The 21,221-nt window shown below is 53.9% G+C and carries 15 protein-coding genes; 10 read left to right on the top strand and 5 right to left on the bottom strand.

From position 1 onward, the window contains the following. Positions 1–115: 115 nt before the first annotated feature. The 8 genes from hisD to CWI75_RS15440 all read left to right on the top strand — a co-directional run bounded on the left by hisD (position 116) and on the right by CWI75_RS15440 (position 8,798). On the top strand, positions 116–1,402 hold the full coding sequence (hisD, locus tag CWI75_RS15475) for a histidinol dehydrogenase (protein ID WP_101522436.1): 1,287 nt from the start codon (positions 116–118) through the stop codon (positions 1,400–1,402). Continuing rightward, the gene (locus tag CWI75_RS15470) at positions 1,380–2,423 is read left to right on the top strand and encodes a LacI family DNA-binding transcriptional regulator (protein ID WP_101522435.1); all 1,044 of its coding nucleotides are present in this window, start codon (positions 1,380–1,382) and stop codon (positions 2,421–2,423) included. Before hisD ends, CWI75_RS15470 begins: the two co-directional genes overlap by 23 nt. A gap of 50 nt (positions 2,424–2,473) precedes the next feature. Beyond that, positions 2,474–3,154 carry an alpha/beta fold hydrolase gene (locus CWI75_RS15465; RefSeq protein WP_206604755.1) on the top strand — a complete coding sequence of 227 codons (681 nt, stop codon included), beginning with the start codon at positions 2,474–2,476 and terminating at the stop codon, positions 3,152–3,154. A gap of 10 nt (positions 3,155–3,164) precedes the next feature. Next, positions 3,165–3,914 carry an HpcH/HpaI aldolase family protein gene (locus CWI75_RS15460; protein WP_101522433.1) on the top strand — a complete coding sequence of 250 codons (750 nt, stop codon included), beginning with the start codon at positions 3,165–3,167 and terminating at the stop codon, positions 3,912–3,914. A gap of 149 nt (positions 3,915–4,063) precedes the next feature. Next, a complete protein-coding gene (locus tag CWI75_RS15455; protein WP_101522432.1) occupies positions 4,064–5,113 on the top strand; it encodes a cupin domain-containing protein in 1,050 nt (349 codons plus the stop codon). A 70-nt stretch (positions 5,114–5,183) separates the two neighbouring features. Then, a complete protein-coding gene (locus tag CWI75_RS15450) occupies positions 5,184–6,164 on the top strand; it encodes an ester cyclase (RefSeq protein WP_101522431.1) in 981 nt (326 codons plus the stop codon). A gap of 1 nt (position 6,165) precedes the next feature. After that, positions 6,166–7,773, top strand: coding sequence for a sodium:solute symporter family protein (locus tag CWI75_RS15445; protein ID WP_101522430.1), 1,608 nt, complete (start codon positions 6,166–6,168; stop codon positions 7,771–7,773). A gap of 11 nt (positions 7,774–7,784) precedes the next feature. After that, positions 7,785–8,798, top strand: a complete 1,014-nt coding sequence (locus CWI75_RS15440; RefSeq protein ID WP_101522429.1) for a nuclear transport factor 2 family protein — start codon at positions 7,785–7,787, stop codon at positions 8,796–8,798. Positions 8,799–8,852: 54 nt separating this feature from the next. Here the strand turns inward: CWI75_RS15440 and CWI75_RS15435 are convergent, their stop codons facing one another. Next, positions 8,853–9,899: an ester cyclase gene (locus tag CWI75_RS15435; protein ID WP_101522428.1), complete on the bottom strand. Its 1,047-nt coding sequence runs from the start codon at positions 9,897–9,899 to the stop codon at positions 8,853–8,855. A gap of 578 nt (positions 9,900–10,477) precedes the next feature. Here CWI75_RS15435 and CWI75_RS15430 point away from each other — a divergent pair. Further along, positions 10,478–12,820, top strand: coding sequence for a TonB-dependent receptor (locus tag CWI75_RS15430; protein WP_101522427.1), 2,343 nt, complete (start codon positions 10,478–10,480; stop codon positions 12,818–12,820). Positions 12,821–12,904: 84 nt separating this feature from the next. Continuing rightward, positions 12,905–14,788 carry a tetratricopeptide repeat-containing sulfotransferase family protein gene (locus CWI75_RS15425; protein ID WP_101522426.1) on the top strand — a complete coding sequence of 628 codons (1,884 nt, stop codon included), beginning with the start codon at positions 12,905–12,907 and terminating at the stop codon, positions 14,786–14,788. Between the two features lie 200 nt (positions 14,789–14,988). On the opposite strand, the gene CWI75_RS15415 is transcribed toward CWI75_RS15425, so the two are convergent. The 4 genes from CWI75_RS15415 to gcvT form a co-directional block, all read right to left on the bottom strand. Beyond that, complete coding sequence (locus tag CWI75_RS15415) at positions 14,989–16,404, bottom strand: alpha/beta hydrolase family protein (protein WP_146003612.1); 1,416 nt, start codon at positions 16,402–16,404, stop codon at positions 14,989–14,991. Positions 16,405–16,657: 253 nt separating this feature from the next. Further along, positions 16,658–19,552 (bottom strand): aminomethyl-transferring glycine dehydrogenase, encoded by a 2,895-nt coding sequence (gcvP, locus tag CWI75_RS15410; protein WP_101522424.1) that lies wholly within the window; start codon positions 19,550–19,552, stop codon positions 16,658–16,660. A 90-nt stretch (positions 19,553–19,642) separates the two neighbouring features. Beyond that, entirely contained in the window at positions 19,643–20,017 is a 375-nt protein-coding gene (gcvH, locus tag CWI75_RS15405) for a glycine cleavage system protein GcvH (RefSeq protein WP_101522423.1), read from the bottom strand. Between the two features lie 40 nt (positions 20,018–20,057). After that, the gene (gene gcvT, locus CWI75_RS15400; protein ID WP_101522422.1) at positions 20,058–21,182 is read right to left on the bottom strand and encodes a glycine cleavage system aminomethyltransferase GcvT; all 1,125 of its coding nucleotides are present in this window, start codon (positions 21,180–21,182) and stop codon (positions 20,058–20,060) included. Positions 21,183–21,221: the final 39 nt, after the last annotated feature.

Below are 21,221 nucleotides of genomic sequence, written 5' to 3'. Positions count from 1 at the left end.
GCCGCTGAATCAGGCTATCCTACCCTTCATGCCGGGTATAATCAAAAAAATTGCATTCGAAGTCATAGATGGGTAGCATTTGGCCCCATCAGTTAATATTTTGGGAGCAATGACAATGGCGAAGTACCTTAAGACTGGGGTGTCGGTGGAGGAAGCGCAGACACAGGATGCTAAAGTGCGCGCGACTGTGGAGGATATACTGCGGCAGATTGAAGATCGTGGAGATGCCGCTGTGGCCGAGTTTTCGCAGCGTTTCGACAAGTGGGCGCCGGCATCTTTCAGGCTCAGCCAGAGTGAAATTGATGCCTGTTATGAAGAGCTTGATCAGCAGGTTATCGACGATATTCGTTTCGCGCAGGAGCAGGTGGGTAATTTCGCCCGGATCCAGCGAGCCTCCATGCAGGACGTGGAACGTGAAACCCTTCCGGGTGTCGTTCTCGGCCACAAGCATATTCCGATGAACAGCGTCGGTTGTTATGTCCCCGGCGGCAAATATCCATTGGTTGCCTCTGCACACATGAGTGTGGTGACCGCCAAGGTGGCAGGCGTAAAGCGTGTTATCGCTGCTGCCCCCCCTTTCAATGGCAGACCAAGCCCCGCCATCGTCGTGGCGATGCATATGGCAGGCGCGGACGAAATTTACTGCATGGGTGGCGTCCAGGCGGTCGGCGCTATGGCCATTGGAACCGAGACGATCGGTGCGGTCGATATGATCGTCGGGCCTGGCAACGCGTTCGTCGCGGAAGCCAAGCGGCAGTTGTTCGGCCGAGTAGGAATCGACTTGTTCGCCGGCCCTACGGAAACGCTGGTGATCGCGGATGATTCTGTTGACGGAGAGCTGTGTGCCGCCGATTTGCTTGGGCAGGCTGAGCACGGGCCCAACTCCCCGGCCATTCTGCTGACCACCTCTGAGCAGTTGGCGCAGGACACGATGGCGGAAGTAGAGCGCCAGCTGACCATTTTGCCCACAGCGGAGGTTGCGGGCCAGGCCTGGCGCGAGTATGGGCAGGTTATTCTTTGTGAGAGCTACGAAGAAATGGTGCAGGTGGCGGACGAGATTGCCTCTGAGCACGTTCAGGTGATGACCCGGGACCCGGAATTTTTCCTGACCAACATGACCAATTACGGTGCGCTGTTTCTGGGGCCGGAAACGAATGTATCCTACGGCGACAAGGTGATTGGCACCAATCATACTTTGCCAACGAGGAAGGCCGCACGCTATACTGGCGGCCTCTGGGTAGGCAAGTTCCTCAAGACTTGTACCTATCAAAAAATCACTCCGGAGGCCTCTGCCATGGTCGGTGAATACTGCTCAAGACTGTGCGCGGTGGAAGGCTTTGCCGGGCATAAGGAACAGGCGGACATCCGCGTGAGACGCTATGGCGGCAAAACTGACGAATAGTACGAAAAGCGAGCTATTTGCTGCCAAGAAGCGGCACGTTACTTCGTACGACGTGGCGCAGTATGCAGGTGTTTCCCAGTCTGCAGTTTCCCGCTGCTTCAAGTCCGGTGGGAGTGTGTCCAGGAAAATGCGTGAGCGGGTGATGAAGGCGGTAGAGGAACTGGGCTACCAGCCCAATGCCATTGCTCGCGGATTAATCACACGGCGTTCCAATATGGTGGCCGTCATCGTTTCGAACCTCAACTATTATCCCGAGGTACTTTCGCAACTGAGCGCGCGGTTCACCGAGCGGGGCGTGCATGTGCTTCTGTTCACGCTCGATCAGGAGAGTGACGTGGGTCGTATCCTGGACCAGGTGTGGCAATACCAGGTCGATGGCGTGGTCGTAGCGGCACATCTCGCACCCGGGGAAATCGAGGCCTTCAACAAACGTAACGTGCCGCTGGTCTTTTACAATCGCGCCTACAGTGATATCCCCGTCAGCTCTGTGAGCTGCGATCAGGTCGAGGGGCAGCGGATCCTCGTGAACCTGCTGGTGAAGAACGGGTCGCACAAGTCCTTTGCCGTGGTCAGCGGTCCAGCTGATTCGGTTGTCAGTATGCAGCGGACACGGGAAGCCATGAACCGGCTACACGATCTGGGTATCGAGGACATCGTGCAGGTTTCCGGTGATTACAGCTACGACTCTGGCAGAGATGCGGTAGACCGGGTCATGGCTCAACGTGGCGCTTTACCCGATGCAATTATCTGTGCCAATGACATGATGGCATTCGGTTGTATGGATCAACTACGGTATGGCTACGACCTGCGAGTTCCCGAGGATGTGTCGGTCGTGGGGTTTGACGGTGTTCGGGCCGCTGGCTGGTCCAGCTTCAATCTGGTGACTATCCAGCAGCCGGTGGACCGAATGGCAGAGGCCGCGGTGCAAATGCTGCTGGATCGTGTGGAAAATTATGTCTTGCCTCCGGAGAAACGTATCTTTTCCGGTGTCCTGCGCAACGGCGCAACCATTCGCAACTGAGGAAATTTTTTTTGTCATCTTATTGCATTCGAAGTACAGAGCTGCTTTTATTGCCCGGAATGATGTGCGACGAACGGCTGTGGTCACAGCAGGTCGCGGCGCTCGCCGCTGACTGCCGGGTACATTGCGGTGATATAACACAGGACAACAGCATCGCTGCCATTGCGGAACGTGTGCTGGACGCAGCCCCACCCCGTTTTGCCCTGGCGGGTCTGTCGATGGGCGGTATAGTAGCCATGGAGATCATGCGCAGTGCGCCTGAGCGTGTTGAGCGGCTGGCATTGCTGGATACGAATTTCAGGGCTGACAACCCTGAGCGCAAGGTCCAGCGCAATCGTCAGCTGACCGAGCTGGGGGCGCTTGGTCTTGAGCAGCTGATGCGCGATGAGTTGCTGCCCGCGTACCTGGCACATGAGCATCCTGATACTCAGCAAATCCTGGATGAAGTACTGGATATGGGGCTCAGGCTGGGGGATGAGGTGTTTGTGCGACAATCCATTGCATTGCGCGATCGTCTCGACAGTTCGTCGGTACTGGCAGGAATCGACTGTCCGACGCTGGTTCTGTGTGGGGAGCAGGATCGTCTGTGTTCGGTTGAGCTGCATCGGGAAATGGCGGAGAAAATATCGGGATCCAGCTTGCAGGTGATCCCGCACTGCGGGCATCTGGCGACCATGGAGCAGCCTGGCCGGGTTATCGCCGAGATGCGTTATTGGCTGTACAGCGATTGAGCGGAAAACTATGAATCTGAAAACACGGCTTGCCGCGCGCGAGCAATTGGTGGGCACTTTTATCAAGACACCTTCGCCAATGCTGTGCGAGGTTATCGGCAGCACAGCGCTGGACCTGGTGTGTCTGGACGCCGAGCACTCGCCCTTCGATCGCCTGGTGCAGGATCAATGCATCCATGCCTTGCGCAGCGCGGGTATGCCATCGCTTGTGCGTGTTCCCTCTGCCGCCCCTGAGCATATACTGAACGCGTTGGATTGTGGCGCTACCGGTGTCGTGATTCCCCATGTGACAAGTGGGGAAATGGCCGCAGCGGTCGTTAACTCGGCACATTTTGGAGCAGGGGGTAGGGGTTACGCGGGCTCAACCCGGGCTGCCGGTTATACTGCAAAACCCATGGGGAACCATTTGCGCGATAGCGCAGAAGAAACCGTTGTATTAGCACAGATCGAAGATTTGCCGGCATTGGAACACATCGACGAGATTGCTGCGGTTGATGGTATTGACTGTTTATTTATTGGTCGTATCGACCTCACGGTAGCCCTGGGGGCCAGGTCTCCCAAAGATGATGTTGTGCTAAGCGCGGTAGAGCGGATATGTCGCAGCGGAGCCGATGCAGGGCGCACCATTGGCATGTTTGTTGGTGATCTGGACGAGCTTGCGTATTGGAAGCAGCGGGGCGCCAGCCTGTTCCTGCTATCGTCAGACCACGGTCTCCTGCTGCAGGGTGCAGCGCAACTGGTAGACAGATTCCGCACTTAGCTGCCCGGCTTTCATGCCCGATACAGACACCCGACGACAAAACTTGAGTTATTTTTGCATTCGAAGTATATTTCTCCCTAGAGTCCTTCCGCTACCGATGTGTAGGGGAGAATAATTGTTACAAAGCTTGTCACTGGAGATCATCTTTCATGTCCAATCAGTGGACTCCTGCTCAAATGCGCCAGCGTCTTGTGCGTTATACAGAGCTACGCCCCTGCCGCAATGCGTTTGTCGATACCTATACCCCGGGAAGCGACCAGAAGGAAAACTTCACCATAATTGGCCCAGGTGTGGCCGAGCATCCGGACCAGTACGTTCACATTAAAAAGGCCCATGGTTTCAATATCGGCGGTGCTCGACAGCCTCCTCGCTGCGTCAACTCACAACATAGCCATACGACAGAAGAGGTGTTCATCGTGCACAGCGGACGCTGGGCGTTTCGCTTGGGCGAGCATGGAGAGGCCGGTGAGGTCGTGCTGGAACCCGGTGACTGCATCAGTATTCCCGTCGACGTGTTCCGCGGATTCGAAAATGTCGGGGATGATGTCGGTTACCTGTTTGCGGTGCTGGGCGGCGATGACCCCGGGCACGTATTGTGGGCGCCAGACGTCTTTGTAAAGGCCACCCAATACGGATTAGTGCTGCTGGAAAATGGCCGTCTAGTGGATACTACCAAGGGCGAGACGGTACCCGAGGGAATTCGGCCCATGGAGCCGACGTCCCCGGCACAGGTTGCTGCCCTGCGTAACCTGACCCCCGATGAAATCCTCTCCTGCGTATGTGCAGTGGAACAGCAGCGGGAACATGCCGGTTCAATCCTGACCGGAACGGCAACGGGTGTGGTGGAGTCGGCAATTATCGGTCCTGCCAACGCCGCTGAAAACATTGCAGCGGGCAAGATACCCTGGGCTCACGGATTCCATGTGCGAAGGCTTGATATGGATTCCTCAACCCGGCTGGACTTTCATGCAAGGCAAGAAGAAGAAGTGTTGTATGTACACAGGGGAGAGGTGATTTTCCAATGGGAGGAGGGGGAGTTTTCGCTGGCGGAAGGCGATGTTCTCACGGTCCCCATTGGTCTGATGCATGCCTATGTCAATAACGGTTCGGCGCCATTGATTGCCTATGTGGTGCGTGGTGGTGATCAACCGGCCCCGCTCGTCTGGCGCCACGGCGACAGTACCGCGGCCGTGAGCTGATTGTGCAACCTCAACGGATTTCAGTCGCGGTCTATGCGGTGCTTCGATACCAGTGCATTCAGGCAATACAATGAATTGTCTGGAGAGCTTGTACGCGGCAATCTGTCACGCCTCTGTCGATCAGGTTCACGCCGCTGCGGATGAATACCTGCATCCAAATGTGCATTGGCATGCGGCCCATCCTGTCGACGATCTCCTGGGTCCGCGGCAGGTGGCAGATGAATTTCTGTTGCCCTTGTGCACTGCCCTACCTGATCTGGAGCGGCGACCACTCATCCAGTTTGTCGGTAACGATCGGGGCCAGCGCTGGGTTTGTGGGACTGGCTTTTTCAGTGGACGCTTCGTAAAGCCGCTTCATGGGATTCCGCCCAGCAACAAGGCCCTGGCACTGCGTTATACCGAATTGCTGCGGATCGAGGACGAACGCATTATTGAGTGCTTCATAATTCCCGATTTTCTCGATGTTATGTACCAGAGGGGGGTTTGCCCTGTGCGTCTGCCGTTGGGCTATGCCGGCCAGATTCTACCTCCGGCGACGCTGGATGGCATACGCCCTGTAGATGCCGACCCAGGGCATGGCGCTGTCAGCAAGCAACTGGTTATGGATATGCTTGATTGCCTGCGCCGCTATGATGGCCTTGAGCTGGGGAGCATGGATCTGGAAAACTACTGGCACCCTGATTTATTTTGGTATGGACCCGGTGGCATCGGAACAACCCGGGGCATTCAAGGCTTCAGAGAGCAACATCAAGGGCCATTTCTACGGGCTTTTCCTGATCGGGATGTTGACCATCATGCCTGTACTGTCGCCAATGGTGACTATGTCGCTACCGGTGGTTGGCCGCATATGCACGGTACTCACAGCGGTCATGACTGGTTGGGTCTGCCGGCCAGTGACCGCCGCCTGTCTCTGCGGGTGATGGATATCTGGCGCCGTGAAGGTAAGCTGTTGCGCGAAAACTGGGTGGCAATTGATATCCCGGACATGCTGATGCAGATGGGCTACGACGTTTTTAGTGATATGCGCTCCGGGGCGAGGATAGTGGAATAACATGGCTGACTTTGGTGCGCTCAACTGGTCGATACTCGGTGTTTTCATCATCGCGAACCTGACGTTCGGTTTTGTTCTTGGTCGCAGGGTCAAATCAGCCAATGATTTCTTTCTGGGGGACAGGAGTATTCCCTGGTGGGCGATTGGCATATCGGTGGTGAGCACCTATGTCAGCGCCTTGACCTTTCTGGGTGGTCCCGCCTGGGCTTATACCGATGGGATGTCGGTGATGGCGATTCATCTCAACTACCCGCTGGTCATTTTCGTTGTCACCAGCTTTTTTCTCCCGTTTTTCTACAACAGCGGTGTAGCCTCAATCTATGAATATCAGGAGAGGCGCTTCGGGCCTACATCGCGCAGTGTTATCTCCGGAATTTTCCTGATGACTCAGGGCCTGACGTCGGCCGCTGTGTTGTATGCCACCTCGCTGGTACTGGAGTTCATTACCGGATTATCAGTGGAATACTGCATCGTTATCATCACGGTGGTAGCAGTGATCTATACCTCGATGGGAGGAATAGCGGCTGTCATCTGGACCGATGTCGTTCAGGCCGGCATCCTGTTCACCGGTGCCGCCATCATCCTGTTTGCCCTGGTGCGGGAAATGCCGATCCCCATCGCCCAGGCGCTTGCGGAGATCAAGGCAGACGGACGTGCCGACGCGCTTGATTTCAGTTTCGATTTCACCAAGGTAACCACGGTATGGTCTGGGGTGATCGCGATGACCTTGTTTCACATAACCGTTTACGGCGCCAACCAAATGATGGTACAGCGAACCCTTGCGGCCAAGACCATCGGCGATGCCAAGAAGTCATTCATGATGATGGGTTTTGGTGCCTTCTTTATTTATTTCCTGTTTATTTTGCTTGGGGTGCTGTTCTATTCCTACTATGGAGGCAGGGAGTTCGAAAACGGAAACACAATAATTCTGCAGTTTGCAACGGATTATGGCCTGCCGGGGCTGATGGGTTTGATTGCTGCGGCCGTGCTGGCCGCCAGCATGTCCAGCCTGGACTCTGCTTTCAATTCCATGTCCACGGTCTCGACTGTGGACTTTTACCAGCGCTATTTCCGCCCGCAGGCCTCGGGCGAAGATCTATTGAAGGTCTCGCGCTACTTCACCTTGTTCTGGGCCGCGATGATCATTATGCCAGCACTGATGTTCGCGGAAAGTGAAGGGTCGGTTCTGGAGACGCTGAGTAAACTCGGATCCTATTTCGTAGGTGCCAAGCTCAGTATGTTCGCGCTGGGCTTCTTCTCCCGGCATACGACCGAGCGGGGCCTGCTGGTTGGGGTCGCGGTGGGATTTGTCGCGCTATGGTGTGTGGCAACCCGAACTGATATCGCCTGGCCATGGTACTGCGCAATCGGCGGTGCGGTGAATATGTCGGTTTCGTTCCTGGCGAGCCTGTTGCTGGATGGGCGGCAGAAGGAATATTCTCCTTATACCGTGGTGGGGCAGCGCAAAGTCTTCCGGGACAGCGGTCGACCCGAGAAGGAGCAAGGCTGGTTCGTGGTGCCGGGCCGCATCGACAGGGCTAGCTATTTCCTGCTTGGCTTCTTTGCGGTGAGCGTTCTCTTCCTGTACCTCTTTAATCGACTGCTATAGGCCAAACCGAAATGACTCAATTGCAACAGGCGAAATCCACTGTACTGGCATATTTCTCCGCGATGGAAAGCGCCACGTCCCAGAGCGTGGCCGGCATATTGCAACGCCACCTCAGCGCCGATATCGACTGGTACGGAAGCTACCCCTTCAACCAGCTCAAGGGGCCGGGCGCGGTTGCGACTGGTTTCTGGGAACCTTTACTGCGGGCTTTCTCGAGCCTGCAACGCCGGCAGGATATATTCATGGCGGGTGTGAATGAGGTCAGCGGTGATGTCTGGACCATGAGCATGGGTCACTTCATGGGCCTGTTCGACAGTGAATGGCTGGGGATTCGCCCGCATGGCAAGACGGCGATGCTGCGCTATGCGGAATTCAACTGCGTCGACCCCGCCAGCGGCAAGATTGTTAAAACCGGTATGTTTTGCGATATTATCGCGTTGATGCAACAGGTGGGACTCAATCCTTTGCCTGCGCAAACGGGAGCCTCTTTCCTGTGCCCGGGGCCGCGCACGCATGACGGTATCCTGCTGCAGCCCCAGGCTGAGGAGGAAGGGACGAAGACGCTGGAACTGCTCAATCGGATGATTGACGACCTGAACCAGCTAAACCTCTCGGGTGAGAACAATTGCCCCCCCGATTATCTTGAGAGAACCTGGTCCAGGGACATGGTTTGGTATGGCCCGGCCGGAATCGGTGCTGCATATACAATTCCCCGCTATCAACAGCAACATCAGTACCCGTTTCGCGAGGGTCTTGGCGACAAGGTCTACAACGGTCATGTGTGCCGCTTTGCCGAGGGAAACTACGCCTGCTTCTTTGGCTGGCCCAACTTGTCCCACACCCCGACCGGAGGCTTCATGGGCTTACCGGGTGGGCAACGCACTGATATGCGAGTGGTCGATGTCTACCGGCGCGATGGTGACAAATTGCTTGAGAACTGGGTTCTGATCGACATTCTCTACTGGCTCAAGCTGCAAGGCCTGGATGTACTTGAGCGTATGCGCAGTATTGAAAACCCCTCATAACCCCGCGCTGGTTTGACAACTGGCGCCGATGCCTTGCCAACCCGGTTCCGGGATTTATTCCCAGGCAACTTGCCTGCGGGCACGCTCGATTTGAGTCATAACGGCCAATTCATCGAATACCAGCCATTCTTCAACAACCTTGCCCGCAGACAGGCGATAGTGGCTTTCCCCGAGAACCAGCACGGGAGCGCCACTCGGTGCCCCCCACAGTGATGCGCCGCTGTGGGTTCCTGCCAGCGTCCAGCGCACGGCTACATAGTCCCCCTCGAGCATGGAGTTGTGGCAGCTGTAGTCCAGACTGATGCGGGCGTCGGGGAGGGCTCCGAGAATCTCGATGTAAAAACGGGTAACTGCCCCGATGCCGTCGTAGTCATCCCTTGCAGAGGCGTGCAGCCTGGCATTGTCAGCGTATAGCAGGTGACAATCGCCCAGCAGTCGGGCGTTCCAGATATTGTTCAGCGCAGCTTTAATAAATGCCTCGTGGTCACCGGCAATCTGGTCATGATAGTTACTGGGGGTGCGCTCCTGGGCGTGTACCCGGTCGAATTCACTACTCAGCCACTGCGCCAACTCGGGCTGAAATGGTAGGTCAGCTTTTTGCTGCGCGTACGCAAGGGGATCTGCCCCCAGTTGGAGGGCCAGTTGGTAATTGTCCCGGACCAGCCATTCCTCGATGATCCTGTTGTCCTTTACCACGCAGTGCGCGATAACCTGTATCTGGGCCTTGCGGCCTGTTGCGGGACCAAACTCGCTCGGCCCGAGATTGGTCATGTTGGAGCAAATGAGGTGGGAGGTGTGATATCCCTCTTCATCATTGCCGCCCCAGATAATATTGTCGGCATGCAGGGTGCGGTCGGGGAATGCTGACAGGGTGCAAATGGTGTTCTGCGTAACTTGCTCTGCGCCCTCGGTGTATCCCGCCAGGGTGTATATCGGGCAATCCTCCGAGTAGTAGTCGCGACACAGGCCTATCTGCTTGCCTTCCCAAATACGATGGGTGATGCGTAGTATGTAATCGACAATGTTGCTGAACTCGGCGTCAAAACCTTTCATAGTGCCCTGTTCGGTGCCTGCCGGTGCGTTGTCGTAATACTTGATCATTGAGTTTTCCCTGAGCTGCTGTCGCAGTGTAGCGTGTCTGTCGGTGGATACCGCGCCTGAATTCCAGCATTAATTGCATTCGGAGTCAAAATGATACTTTAATGCAGCGCAGTCGTCTACTGCCACTTGTTCCGCTATTACGCTCTGTTAACGCAGCAGATGTTAGGAAAAGCCGAGGCACCATCGACGTACCGGCGCTTGTCCGCCCGGTTTGGTCCGCCGTTTGCTGAGCTAAACTCCGTGCAGATCTCTGTATTAAACTACTTCGAAGTCATATAAGTCGCAAAAATGGCTGAACCCTTTGCGGTGCAGTTTTTAGCCGTATAGCCTGGATAGCGTTGTACAACATGCTGAAAAATATGGAATAAATCAGCTTGGCTGATACTCCATTGAGTCTTAGAGGGTTATTCTGAGGCGCGTTAATAACCTCTCTATCTTCCAAGCATTTAAATCTCCGCAATTCTATTGACCTTTTTGCATTCGTAGTACAACATGGGATTCTAGAGTGCCGAACGCGGGTATTTACTCAGCTAAAGCTATTTGCAAAATAGAATAACTAAGTCCATTAGGAGATATATATGAAGCCAAGGTTTATTCCACGAGCGTCCCTACTCGCTTCATCAGTTGCAGCAGTTCTCGCGTCCAATATGGTGGCGGTACAGCAATCATCAGCTGCATTGGAAGAGGTGCTGGTTACGGCTACTAAGCGAGCCGTTAACCTTCAGGATATTCCTATGTCGGTAACTGCCGTGAGTGGAGAGAGATTGACTGAACTGGGTGTCTATAGCATTCCCGATATGGAAAAAACCACACCGGGATTAAAAATAAGGGTTGTGGGTAATACCCCTAGCATCATTATCCGTGGCGCTGGTTCAGCGGGTACAACCGATACTGCGGTTCCGGTCTATAACGATGGCTTGTATCGCCCGCGAACTGCTCAGGGCTTGGCCAGTTTTGTTGATGTTGAGCGCGTAGAAGTTCTTCGCGGCCCTCAAGGCACTTTGTTTGGCAGAAACACATTGGGTGGTTTGGTTAACGTGATTACTGCCAAGCCAAATACGCAAAAGCTAGAATATGGTGGCGCGCTAACGCTGGGTGACTACGAGTTGCGCAAGTTTGAAGGTTTTGTGAATATTCCTTTGGGTGATAAGGTTGCCCTGCGAGTTTCCGGAACTGATACAGCTCGCGATCCCTATGTAGAAAATACCTTCAATAGTGATGGCGGCCTGAAAGACGCGGATGACACATACCTGCGCGGCCAGCTGAACTTTGATATTAGCGAGACAATGAACTTAAACCTGACGGCCGGCTACTGGCGTGACACAGCAAATGGTGCAGGTGACTTTGGTCATAAAGTGATCGGCATTCCCGTTAACCCAGAGACCCGGCAAACCAACGGTCTGACAGGTGTTCTCGATATTCGCCAAGGGCTGCGTGATGGCTGGGGTGGCGGTAAAGACTCAACTGGTAATATTTCAAACGGTGATATAAGTGCTCAAATTTCCGCCGATGTGCGCGAAATTGCCTTCGATTATTTGCCAAATCGAGATATCGAAGAAGATTCGTTCAGCGCACTGTTCAAATGGGATCTCGGCTTCGCAGAGTTGAAAACACACATAGGCTATGCGGATTTTGAATCTATCAATTTAACAGATGGCGAGTTCTCTATTGTTGGTTCTTACCGCACCGACACATTGGGTGCCGGCAACGTCTCTGGCGAATGGGGTCTTTCGGAATCTTTGCAAGCGGATATTAACTTAACATCTACCGGTAGCGGACCACTGCAGTGGACAGTGGGCTATTTTTACTTCGATGAAGAAACGACTTATGCCTTCTTATTTGGTGATACCGTTATTGGTTCGCCACAAACGGAAGTTTGGGCGCACTGGGTGCATGGCACAGAGAGTTCCGCTGAGTCGCAAGCGATCTATGGCCAAGCTGAGTACGACATCACTGAGAAACTGACAGTAACTGCCGGTTTGCGCTACAGCGAAGATGAAAGAACCTCCGAGAGGATCTATACCAACAACGATACGCTGACCGATGCGTTTCCTACGTTCCAGACTGAGCCGTCTATTCACTGGGAAGTTGCGACCAAAAACGAAGGTGATGACGACACAGTAGATTACCGTCTGGCAGCCCAGTACAACATCACTGAAGATGTAATGGTGTTCGCGTCTGCGGCTACCGGGTATATTTCTGGTGGAACTCAGGAGATAACGGGTGACTTGCTTGATCCAACGGAAGTCGATTCGTATGAGTTGGGTGTGCGGAGCATATTGCTGGATGGTGCGATGACATTAAACGCCACTTTGTATCAGGCGGACTATAAGGGCTTAACAACCTCCTTATTAACGCTCAATTCTGACGGTATCGCGATATCCCAGACCGTACCGGGCGGTGAAATGAACTCACAAGGCCTCGAGGTGGAAATGAATTGGCAACCCATTGATAACCTTAGTGTAGTATCAGGCCTAGCCTTCGATTTCTCCGAATTTGGTGAGTTCCGCAAGAGGAATGCCTACGCTGAAGATAACGGCTTGGCCGACGCTGAAGGTTTCTTTGATCTTGATGGTGAAGATACCCCATTCTCGCCAGACTTAACCGCGAACCTTGGTATTTCTTATGATGTGGATCTTGGTAGTAGCGGTCGTATTGTTCCCAGTATTTTCCTCTACTACTCAGATGAATACAGCACCGAGTCTGTAGGGTACTTCTGGGCAAAACAAGACAGTTATACAACGGTTGATTTAACCGCTACGTGGTACTCCCGGGACGAGAAAATCAGCGTTCAGGCATTTGTAAACAATGCTACAGAGGAAGACGTTATTACAGGTTCAGATACCTTTAGTGGTAACAGAGCCGTTGTTGACTACAACAATCCACGTACGTGGGGTGTTAGAATGGCCTATAACTTCTAAGGTGTAATGCGTTTTCTTGGAAAGAACGTTCAGTCCATAGATTGAATTGCGGAAGCTTGCCCTGCATTATTGCAGGGCTTTTCTATGGCTGCTAGAGATGGAAAATTTGTGGCGAGTACACTCAACACGCTAAAACGTGCGCACCAGCTACAGCAGCAGGGTAAGTCCTCGGAGGCTGAGGCCCTGTATCGTCAGGTGCTTAAGATTGATCCGGTCAACATTCATGCGCTGAACCTATTAGGTGTCCTTTGTGTGAATTCTCGCCGTCCTGAGGAAGCTATCAATCTCATTGAGAAATCTTTGGCTGTCCGGGCTAAAGATCCCCAGGCCTTGGTTAACTATGCGCTAGCGCTGAAGGATGTAGGTCGCGGTGCAGATGCCATGAAGGCGCTAAAGCATGCACTGGATTTGAACGGGGACAATATTCTTGCGCTTAATATACTTGGCGGATTACTACTTGATTCTGGTAGTCCCTGTGATGCTATCGCACCGTATAGTCGGGTGGTGGAGATCAATGACAATTCTGTCGACGGCTGGGTCAATTTATCTTCGGCTTTTCGAGAGGTCAAAAACTATGAGCAGGCAATTAAAGCAATTCAACAAGCGCTTCAGTTAGATTCAAATTCAAGCCGTGTGAACAAAGCGCTCGCCGACATCTATCGTGCACAAGGTCAATTGAATAGTGCGATAGAGCAATACAAACGTTCATTACAGCTAGACCCGGCTAATTCCAGTGCCGCCATAGCACTAGCGAATATCTATCGGGAAGCAGAGCAGACAGATTTGGCGCTAGGTATGCTGAGTGAGCTGGTTAACACGCATCCCGATAGTGCAGATGCTCACGAAGCACTAGGCTTGTTGCATGAGCAACTGGGTCAGCGATATCTAGCCGCAGAATGTTTTAAAAAGGCGATCGCCATCAAGCCAGCGCGCACATTTTCTCATTACCAGCTTGCACAGCTTAAATATAGGCAACCTACCAGTGAAGAAATTCAGGATGTGGAATTGTTGCTTGCTAAAGAGCAGCTAACCTCTGGCGATAAGCGATATGCCTTGTTTGCTCTGGCAGTAATATACGACAAAAACAGTCAGTATGATGAGGCTTTCGCGGCTTGGTCGGCAGCCAATGCCATTCAAGCAGAAAGGTCACCCTATCAGCCCAAAGTAAAAGAAAAATATTATCAATCTTTAGTGTCTTGCCTGTCTTCGCCATTGCGCAAGCTAGAGAATCCTGAGCCAAAAGAAGCGCGTCCTGTTTTTATCATTGGTATGCCGCGATCGGGCACGACGTTAACAGGGCAAGTTCTCGCAAGTCATAGCCGCATATCCAGTATGGGTGAAGTTAGCTTTGCCTATGAGATGGCCGCGCAGGTAAAGACGCTGACAGGGAAAGATTATCCTGAAGGTGTCAGAAGCTTGACGAAGCCACATCGGAATATCTTGGCAAACGCTTATATAGAGCGATACGCGAGTGATAATTCGAAGGCGAGCTATGTGCTGGATATAACGCCTCTAAATTTCCAGCACGTTGGCTTGTTAGGCTTAGTATTTCCCGCAGCTAAATTCATTTACTGCCAACGTGACCCAGTAGACACCTGCTTCTCAATATTCAAATTACCTTTTAGCGGCGCGCAAAACTATGCGCATGATCTAAGAGCACTGGCCCATCAATACAACCAAGCGTGGGCGCTGATGGATCAGTGGAAAAAACTGATGCCCGGTAGAATCCTGGATGTTCGCTACGAAGACACCGTTGCGGATCTGGAAAGACAAAGTCATAACATGCTCGCCTTCCTTGATTTACCTTTTGAGCCAGCCATTTTAGAGTTTTATCGATCAACAAAAATTGTAAGAACGCCAAGCGCAACACAGGTACGGCAACCCATATACCGGGATGCGCTAGAGGCATGGAAAAAGTATGAAGGCCACCTCTCGCCGTTGATTGACGCTATACAAATACAGAGCTGAGCTTGCCTGACCGCTGAAGATGATGCCTGGTCCGCCTATGAGGTCTTCGATATCTCGATGACTGAAATTGAACCGGTGGTGGCTCCAGAACGCGTAGGAGATTATATCCGGTAGAAATCGGTGTCGCTTGTAGGTATTCATCGGTAGATTCTACCAATTCCAGTGAATTAACCAGGCATACCGTTTCTTGTCGTATTTTTTCAGTCGCCGAAACTGGCGCTGCTGAACAGTTGAATATCTCTAGCGGTAGCTAGCGGGGCCCCCGGCTCAGCATTTTCTGGAGAGAACCAGTCATACGTGCTGAGTTTCAGTGAGTGAGTGTTGCCCGGATAGAGATAAACCCGGGCCTTGCCACCGGCCTGATTAACACGCTTTGCCAGGTCCTGGTTCCATACGGGCAGTGAGTAATAGTCCCGGTCTGAGATATGTAGCGACAGCGGCGCAGTGATATAGTTTGCGTAATGAAAACCGCCCAGCTTTGGTATTACTTGCGCAATCGAAGCCGGATGCTCGACAACTGTTTTGTCCCGATCGTTGCGAAAGATGTGAAAGTCCGCATCACCTAGGTTGGCCACATATTGATTGAAGGTGTTATACATTTCCCGGTATTTGCGTTTCCTGGCCTCAAACACAGAGGTGGTTGACCATTGTTCTGCCTGCCAGGTCCAATCTTCAGATTCAGTATCCAGGGTGCCAATCCAGTCCGCCGGCCAGGGGAATACAAAGTCTGGGTTGAGCTCCCCATTGCGACCAGTAGCGGAGCCCGTCCAGGTGCCATCGCCGGACATAAAGGCTTCGGTTGTTGTCGCCATGGCTTCGAAGGTTTCCACCTGGGTGAAGCGGTCAGCAATATTGCCGGACCAGATGGATGCTGCGAAAACGTATTGTCCAAAGGTAGCGTTTTTACCCACTACCGCAAGTACCGTCAACCCGACATCGCCTCCTTGGGAGTGTCCCCACAGTGAGACTTTATTCAAATCGAATTTCGGCTTTGCTCCCGTTGTCGGCAGCCACTGTTTCCAGTGTATTTTCGCCAGGCTGTCGAGGCCGGCGAGTAGATTCAGCGTATCGATGGCATAGAACAGCGGTGACACATAACTACCATTGCCCCAGACATCCCGGTAAGCCATGCCCTGGGCTGGGGTACCATGAATCGTCCCTCGTCCGCGGTAGCCTACGGTGACAACCGCATAGCCCGCCTCGACGAAACTATCGACGACGAGGCTGTAAGTGGACTTACCGTCCAGTCCGAAATCCCAGTCCACTGCCTGCTTCCTGCTGATCCAGCCCGGGGCCAGCACCACCAGCGGAAATCCGGAAGCGGGGACGGTGGAAGCGGGAAAGTCCAGGCGGCTGTAAAGGGCCTGGCCATCGGAGTTATAGGCCATCATGTAGGTGTGCTGGGTTCGCCGGTAGTCGATTTTCTTCAGCGGCTTGAGCACGCTGTCGTAGGATCTCTGACGCATCGATTCAATCGAGAGCTCGTCCAGGCTGTCCAGGCACACTGCCGGTGCAGTTCCACAGTCTTGTGATCCCTTTGCTGTAGTTATCGCGCCGGCACAGAGCAGGCAAAGGCCTGCCACAAGGGCCATTGCCCATTTGTTTATCGTTTTCATCGGTTCCATATCCGCGTCGGTTGAAGTGTACCAATGGCAAAGTAATTAAAAAAGGCATGTCCGTAGAAGTAGAGACACAGGGTGCCAAGGTGAGACCTATCGTGGAAGAAATTCTTGCCCAGACATCATCCTCGCCGGGCTGAAGATATCGACCATATCCAGAATCAACCGGTGCAGATTTTGCGGGTTTCATCCGGGGTTGAGGATGCCGGGCATTTCGTTTGCAGCACGGTCAGCATGCTGGATATCATTACTAGACGTTCTCCTCATAGTCAGCAATGGACGGACAGGCGCAAATCAGGTTGCGGTCACCAAATACGTTATCGACCCGGCCGATTGGTGGCCAATATTTGTTATTGCGCAGTGCCGCTGTTGGATAAGCGCCGGTCTCGCGCGAATAACTATGTGACCAGTCCTGGGCAAGCAGTGCTGCCGCAGTGTGTGGAGCGAACTTCAGCGGGTTGTCGGCCGGGTCCGAGGTGCCCGATTCGATCGCACTGATTTCCTCCCTGATGAGAATCATTGCTTCACAAAATCGATCCAGCTCCGCGAGCGACTCGCTTTCAGTGGGCTCGATCATCAATGTACCTGCGACCGGAAACGACATGGTCGGTGCGTGAAAACCGAAATCAATCAGGCGTTTGGCTACGTCATCGACCGTTATACCAGTCGTATCCTTGATCGGGCGTAGGTCGATAATACATTCGTGTGCCACGCGACCATTCACGCCGGTGTAAAGGATCGGGTAATGGGCCCTTAGGCGCTCTGCTATATAGTTGGCACTAAGGATTGCGCACTCGGTCGCCTGCTTGAGGCCATCGCGCCCCATCATCTTGATGTACATCCAGCTAATCGGGAGAATACCGGCGCTGCCCCACGCGGTGGCCGCCACGGCATTCTGGTCGCCGCCACGTTTTGCTTTATGCAAGCTTGGGTGACCTGGCAGGAATGGTTGCAGATGTGCCCCAACGCCGATCGGGCCGACGCCCGGGCCGCCACCACCGTGCGGGATACAGAATGTCTTGTGCAGGTTAAGGTGTGATACATCGCCGCCAAAGCGCCCCGGGTAACAAAGCCCCACCATGGCATTGAGGTTGGCGCCATCGATGTAGACCTGCCCGCCGTGATCATGGACCATGGCGCAAACCTCTCTGATCTGCTCCTCAAACACGCCGTGGGTTGAGGGGTAGGTGATCATTATAGCGGCCAGGTCGTTGCTGTATTTGTCCACCTTAATCTGTAGATCAACGATATCGACATTGCCCATGTCATCGCATTTGACGACAACTGTTTTCATTCCGCACATTTGTGCGGAGGCCGGATTGGTGCCATGCGCCGAGTTGGGAATAAGGCATATGTTACGCTGACCATCACCGCGACTTTCGTGATAGGCCTTGATCGCCAGCAACCCCGCATACTCGCCTTGCGACCCAGCGTTGGGCTGGAGTGATATCGCATCGTAGCCAGTGGCCGCGGCAAGCATTTCTTCCAGTTCGCTAATCATCTGCAGGTAACCCTGGGCTTGTTCGATTGGCGCAAAGGGGTGCATATGTGTAAACTCGGGCCATGAGACAGGCAGCATTTCTGTGGTTGCATTGAGTTTCATGGTACAGGAACCCAACGGGATCATGGCGCGATCCAACGCAATATCTTTATCCGCCAGACGCCGCAGGTAGCGCATCATTTCGGTTTCTGAATGATAGCGATTAAAGCTCTCGTGGGTCAGGAACGTGTCACAACGCAGCATTTCCGCAGGGATGGATTGTGCAAGTGTGGCGTCCAGTTGCTTCGGCGTAAAGTCGATGGATTGGTTGACCGCAAAGATAGACCACAACAACTCCAGGTCTGCGATGCCGCAGGTCTCATCCAGCGACAGCCCAATATGGGTCGCGTCGACTTCGCGCAGGTTCACTTTGTGGGCACGCGCGGCAGCATGAATAGCAGCGGTGTTGTCACCGGTAGCAAGCGTCAGGGTATCGAAGAACGTTTCGGTACTGCCGCAATAACCTAGCCTGTGTAGGCCGGCTGCGCATAACCGCGTCAGCTGGTTGACCCGCAGCGCAATGTTGCGCAGGCCCTGCGGTCCGTGATAAACCGCATACATGCTCGCCATAACCGCCAATAATACCTGCGCGGTACAAATGTTGCTCGTCGCCTTCTCGCGCCGGATATGCTGTTCGCGGGTCTGGAGCGCCAAGCGATAGGCGGTGTTGCCATGTCTATCAATTGAGACGCCCACGATGCGGCCGGGCAGAGCGCGTTTATGGGATTCCCGGATAGACATATACGCTGCGTGGGGCCCACCAAAACCAAGCGGTACGCCAAAGCGCTGGCTGGAACCAATAGCAACGTCGGCACCTAATTCTCCAGGCGATTTTAGCAGGGTAAGGGCGAGCAGGTCCGCCGCCATTACCACCAGGCCACCGGTATTATGAATCTGTTCGATGCATTGCGTGTAGTCACACACTGCACCGTCCACGCCGGGATACTGCAACAATACCCCGAATGGGGTCACCTCAGCGAGATCGGTGCGATGATCACCAACGATCACGTCGATACCAATGGGTTTGGCGCGGGTTTTGATTACATCAATAGTTTGCGGCAAACATTCCCGGGACACGAAAAACACCTGGCTTTTGACTTTGCTCATCCGCTGGCACAGGGTCATGGCCTCGGCGGCGGCAGTCGCTTCATCCAGCAACGATGCATTGGCCAGGTCCATCCCGGTGAGATCGGCCACCATAGTCTGGTAGTTGAGTATCGCTTCCAGGCGGCCCTGCGAAATCTCCGGTTGGTAAGGCGTATAAGCCGTATACCAGGCTGGATTTTCGAACAAATTACGTAATATCACACCAGGCGTGTGGGTGTTGTAATAGCCCTGGCCGATAAGGGATTTATACTGCTGGTTCCCGGCGGCGATCGCTTTCAGGGTGGCAAGCGCGGACTGCTCCGTGCAACTGAGATCGAGCGCGAGGGGTTCTTGCGACAGGATGGTTGCAGGTACAACCTGCTTTACCAATGCGTCCATTGAATCCAAGCCCAGCTGTTGGAGCATATGCTGCTGCTCATCAGCCGTCGGCCCGATGTGGCGACCAACAAATTCAGTATGCTGATCAAATTCGCTCGTTGTCTGGTTTGTTTGGTTCATTAACGTTACCTGCATAGTACGTCTTGTTTCTGGTGACGAAGCTGTGGGAAAAATTGCGCCTTAAGGGGGGCGTGCTAACCGTCAGCAGCTCTAACTGTCTTCCAAAAGTCCTTGATGTCCGGCTTCATCCAACAACTTGCCGAGGTCTATGTCATTGCTGATGTGGAGCTTCAGGAACCAGCCATCGCCCATGGGATCCTCGTTCACGGTTTCCGGGGTATCGGCGAGCGCCTCGTTGATGGCGACTACGGTGCCGGCAACCGGCGACTTGATTTCGCCTGCCGCTTTAACCGATTCGATAACCACCACTTCGTCGCCTTGCTCGATTTCCTTGCCTGGCTCCGGCAGGTCTACAAAGACGATATCCCCTAACTGTTGCTGGGCAAAATCTGTGATCCCAACCGTTGCGATATTGCCTTCTACTGCAAGCCATTCGTGTTCCTCGGTGTAATAAAGTGTGGCCATGTTTTAATCTCTTGTTCGAATAAGAAAATGGGTGATTCGTTTAACCGCGAAAGTAGCGCTGCGATATGAAGGGCGTTTTGGCGACGATGACAGGAACTTGCTTGCCGCGCACCAGCGCGAACAACTCGGTGCCAAAGTCGGCAGACCGGCTAGCCACATAGCCAAGCGCGATCGGTGACTGGAGGGTGGGGCCAAAGCCGCCGCTGGTCACTGTACCGACCACCTGGCCTTCTGTATCGAAGAGTTCTGCGCCTTCGCGAACGGGTACCCGGCCCTGGACCAGCAGTCCCCGGCGTTTGCGTGTAACACCGTTCTCAATGTGGCCAAACACGCTATCCGCTCCGATAAAACCACCGGCTTTTGCCCCCCGCGGACGTCGGGATTTAGAGATAGAAAAGAGCAGCGTAGCCTCGACGGGGCTGGTGTTGTCATCCATATCATGGCCGTATAGACACAGGCCCGCCTCCAAGCGCAGAGAGTCCCGCGCGCCAAGCCCAATGGGCTCAACATCGGCATAATTCAGCAGGATCCGCGCAATAGCATCCGCTTCTGCGCCGGGTACCGAAATCTCAAACCCGTCTTCGCCGGTATAGCCGGAGCGCGTAACATAGCACTCGACGCCTGAAATAGTGGCAGTGCAGCCGCGCATGAATACCAATTCGGTGGTGCTCGGGGCGAGGGCGGCCATCACATTACTTGCGGTTGGCCCCTGTAGCGCAAGTAGTGCACGACTGGCGAGCGTCTCGATCTTGATATCATCGCTGAGTTGCTCGCGCAGGTGGGCGGTATCCTGCGCTTTACAGGCGGCATTCACTACCAGGAAGAACTCGTCGTCGGCGAAGCGGGTGATGATCAGGTCGTCCTTGATGCCGCCCTCTGTATTGGTGAATACGGCATAGGTCTGCTGGTTCACCGCCAGTGCCTCGAGGTCTACAGGTACGAGGCGTTCGAGTTCTCGGGTTACATCGGGCCCCGACACAATCAGCTGGCCCATGTGGGAGACGTCGAAGAGTCCCGCATGGGTCCGGGTATGCTGGTGTTCCTTGATGATGCCGCCTGGGAACTGCACCGGCATGTCATATCCCGCAAAAGGCATCATCTTGCCACCCAGCTCAACATGCAGGCCGTGCAGCGGCGTTGTTAATATCGTGTTTTTTTGATTCATAATCGACTGTCTCGGTGTTTCATGAAAGGTGTAGCGATG

This window comes from Kineobactrum sediminis (assembly GCF_002868715.1).
GTDB classification, from domain to species: Bacteria; Pseudomonadota; Gammaproteobacteria; order Pseudomonadales; family Halieaceae; genus Kineobactrum; species Kineobactrum sediminis.
Note: the sequence above shows the minus strand (reverse complement) of the source record. Positions and strands in the feature narration are given on the sequence as shown.

Bases quoted from the DNA above. Each gene is read 5' to 3' on its own strand.
- gcvT (WP_101522422.1), bottom strand. From the start codon at position 21,182: ATGAATCAAAAAAACACGATATTAACAACGCCGCTGCACGGCCTGCAT.
- CWI75_RS15430 (WP_101522427.1), top strand. From the start codon at position 10,478: ATGAAGCCAAGGTTTATTCCACGAGCGTCCCTACTCGCTTCATCAGTT.
- CWI75_RS15415 (WP_146003612.1), bottom strand. From the start codon at position 16,404: ATGAAAACGATAAACAAATGGGCAATGGCCCTTGTGGCAGGCCTTTGC.
- CWI75_RS15435 (WP_101522428.1), bottom strand. From the start codon at position 9,899: ATGATCAAGTATTACGACAACGCACCGGCAGGCACCGAACAGGGCACT.
- hisD (WP_101522436.1), top strand. From the start codon at position 116: ATGGCGAAGTACCTTAAGACTGGGGTGTCGGTGGAGGAAGCGCAGACA.
- CWI75_RS15425 (WP_101522426.1), top strand. From the start codon at position 12,905: ATGGCTGCTAGAGATGGAAAATTTGTGGCGAGTACACTCAACACGCTA.
- CWI75_RS15440 (WP_101522429.1), top strand. From the start codon at position 7,785: ATGACTCAATTGCAACAGGCGAAATCCACTGTACTGGCATATTTCTCC.
- CWI75_RS15470 (WP_101522435.1), top strand. From the start codon at position 1,380: ATGGCGGCAAAACTGACGAATAGTACGAAAAGCGAGCTATTTGCTGCC.
- CWI75_RS15455 (WP_101522432.1), top strand. From the start codon at position 4,064: ATGTCCAATCAGTGGACTCCTGCTCAAATGCGCCAGCGTCTTGTGCGT.
- CWI75_RS15445 (WP_101522430.1), top strand. From the start codon at position 6,166: ATGGCTGACTTTGGTGCGCTCAACTGGTCGATACTCGGTGTTTTCATC.
- gcvH (WP_101522423.1), bottom strand. From the start codon at position 20,017: ATGGCCACACTTTATTACACCGAGGAACACGAATGGCTTGCAGTAGAA.
- gcvP (WP_101522424.1), bottom strand. From the start codon at position 19,552: ATGAACCAAACAAACCAGACAACGAGCGAATTTGATCAGCATACTGAA.
- CWI75_RS15460 (WP_101522433.1), top strand. From the start codon at position 3,165: ATGAATCTGAAAACACGGCTTGCCGCGCGCGAGCAATTGGTGGGCACT.
- CWI75_RS15450 (WP_101522431.1), top strand. From the start codon at position 5,184: ATGAATTGTCTGGAGAGCTTGTACGCGGCAATCTGTCACGCCTCTGTC.